The 2909-nt window shown below is 68.8% G+C and carries 2 protein-coding genes; one reads left to right on the top strand and one right to left on the bottom strand.

Annotated elements, in window-relative coordinates; all coding sequences use genetic code 11:
* On the bottom strand, positions 1 to 2121 hold a 2121-nt coding region (locus ACQKIP_RS44200), incomplete at its 3' end, for an MMPL family transporter (protein WP_427745580.1).
* Between the two features lie 371 nt (positions 2122 to 2492).
* On the opposite strand from ACQKIP_RS44200, the gene ACQKIP_RS44205 reads away from it, so the two are divergent.
* Positions 2493 to 2909: protease inhibitor I9 family protein (locus ACQKIP_RS44205; RefSeq protein ID WP_427745581.1), on the top strand; the 417-nt coding region annotated here is incomplete at its 3' end.

Raw genomic sequence — 2909 nt, forward strand, 5'->3', positions numbered from 1 at the left:
GAGCAGCACTCCGCGGATCACCGTCGCGTCGATGAGGACCGCCGCCGCGAGTCCGACGCCCATCTGCTTCATGGACTGCATGGACAGCGTCCCGAAGATGGCGAAGACGGCGACCATGATCACGGCCGCGCTCGTCACGACGCCCGCCGTGGTCACCACACCGTGGCTGATCGCATCCTTCGTCGTACGCCCCTGGAGCCGTGCCTCCCTGATCCGCGACACGACGAACACGTGATAGTCCATCGAGAGGCCGAAGAGGATCACGAACAGGAACAGCGGCAGCCACGCGATGATCGCGCCCACTCCCTCGGCGCCCACCAGTGACGCGCCCCAGCCGTGCTGGAAGACGATCACCAGGATTCCGTAGGCCGCCCCCACCGAGAGCAGGTTGAGGACGATCGACGTGATCGCGATCGTCAGCGAGCGGAACGAGAGCAGCATCAGCACGAACGCGAAGACCACCACGAACGCGAACACCGGCGGGACCGACGAGGAGAGCTGGTCGTTGAAGTCCTTGGAGCCCGCCACCTGCCCCGTCACCGGCGCCTCGACGCCGTCGACCTCGCCGAGCGTCGCGGGCCGCACCTTGTCCCGCAGCAGATCGAGGCTCTTCTCGGCCTTGCCCTGATCGGAGCCGCCGACCAGCGGCACGGTGAGGAACGCGACGTTCTCGCGCGGGTGCACCTTCACCTCGACGGGCCCGCCGGACGCCCCCGAGCTTACGGCCTGCTCCCGGAAGCCGTCGATCGCCGCCCGTACGTCGGCCGCGCCGATGTCGTCGGCCTTCACGACGACCTCGGCGGGCTCGGAGCCGCCGGGGAACGCCTCATTGACCCGGTCGTACGTCGCCACGATCGGCAGCGAGTCGCCGAACTCCTGGTCGAGGGTGAGCTGCTGGGTCTTCATGCCGAGCGCGGGCAGCGCGATCGCCGCGAGGACACCCGCCGCGATCACCACCGAGACGACCGGACGCTTCAGGACCCGGCCCACGACCGCGCGCCACAGCCTGCTCTCGCTCGGCACGCCGCCCGCCCGCTCCCGGCGCCGCAGGAACGGCACCCGGCCCTTCTCCACCCGCTCGCCCAGCAGCGAGAGCAGCGCGGGCAGGACCGTCACCGAACCCACCATGGCGACCGCGACCACCATCAGCGAGGCGACGCCCATCGCCTCGAACTCGCCGATGCCGGTGAACAGCATGCCAGCCATGGCCACGCACACCGTGATGCCCGAGACGACCACGGCCCGGCCGCTGGTGGCCGCCGCGATCTCCAGCGCCGTCCGCGCGTCACGGCCCTTGGCGCGCTCCTCGCGTTCGCGCCGCAGATAGAAGAGGCAGTAGTCGACGCCGACCGCCAGGCCCACCAGGAGCATCACCGAGTTCGCCGTCTCGCTCATCGGCTGGACCTGGCTGACCAGGGCCATCAGGCCCATCGTCGCCATGATCGCGGTGACGGCGAGGGCCACCGGAAGCAGCGCGGCGACCAGCGCGCCGAAGGCGATGAGCAGGATGCCGAAGGCGACGGGGACCGCGGAGTACTCCGCCTGCTTGAAGTCCTCGCCGAAGGCGTCGTCGAACGTCTTCTGCATGCTGGCGCCGCCGATCTCCTCGACCCGCAGCCCGTCGCCCTCGTGCCTGTCGGCCACCTTCCCGACGGCGTCCAGGACGGGCCCGACACGATCACCCGCCGTCTCGTCGTCCCCGCGCATGTCGAACCGCACCAGGGCGCTGCGGCCGTCCTCGGAGACCGATTCGCTCTTGTACGGCGATGTCACCGCCGTCACCTCACCGGTGGCCCGCACCGCCTTCATGACGTCGTCCACGGCCTGCCGGAAGCGCGGATCGGTCGCCTTGAGGGCGCCGGGTCCGCTCTCCTTCGCCTGGACCAGGACGCTCTCGCCGACCGGCTCCTTGATGCCCGCGTCGTCCACGATCCGTGTCGCCTGGTTGATCTCGCCCTTGAGATCGTTCTGGTCGACGTCCGTGCGGCCCACGGCGGAGCCGAGCGCCATCGACACCACCACGAAGAGCACCCAGATGCCCACGGCCGCCCAGCGGTGCCTGGCGCTCCATCCGCCGGCCCGGGCGGCGATCCCCCGTACTCGCATGCCTTGATTCCCCATGGCTCGAAGCTAGGGCGGGGGCGGGGATGCGCTCGTCGTGCCGGACGGTGAACCGGGCGGGCACGCTCTCCTCCCTGCGGACCGGGCGGCCTCCTCGTCAAGAAGGAGCCGAGCCGTCACAAGCCCCTTACATCTATGCGGACTTACGAGATTCGGCCCCGTGGTGTCCGATCTGCCGACGGGGGCCCGATTTGTTATTACAGAACCTTGTTGAACAAGTCACAGGTGTATGTAGGTATTGATCTGCGCGCGTCAATCAGACATGGTTTCGTCCCAACGCCCGGAGATCTTCCGGATCTCGGGGGCCGTTGCAGCGAAGTTTTGAAAACCCCCCACATCCCCCCACAGACACCACGAGGAGACCCCTCTTCATGGCAACTCACAAGCGTGTGCGCTCGGTGAAGCTCGTCGCGGCGATAGCCACCGCCGCCACCGCGGTCGGAGTCACCGTCTTCGCGACCTCGTTCGCCGGTGCGGCAACCCCCGCCGAGGGCAAGGTCTACGGAGCCGACGCCAAGGGCGCCGTCGCGGGCAGCTACATCGTCATGCTCGACGAGAAGGCCGACAAGGGCGCCAAGTCCGACCTGGCCAAGGAGTACGGCGGCAAGCTGAAGCACAACTACTCCTCCGCCATCAACGGCTTCTCGGCCAAGGGCCTGAGCGAGACCGACGCCAAGCGCCTGGCCGCCGACCCGGCCGTCGGCAAGGTCGTCCAGTCCAAGAAGTTCAGCATCAACGCCACCCAGGACAACCCGCCGTCGTGGGGCCTGGACCGCATCGACCAGGAC

This window comes from Streptomyces sp. NPDC059900 (genome assembly GCF_050270335.1).
Classification (GTDB): domain Bacteria; phylum Actinomycetota; class Actinomycetes; order Streptomycetales; family Streptomycetaceae; genus Streptomyces.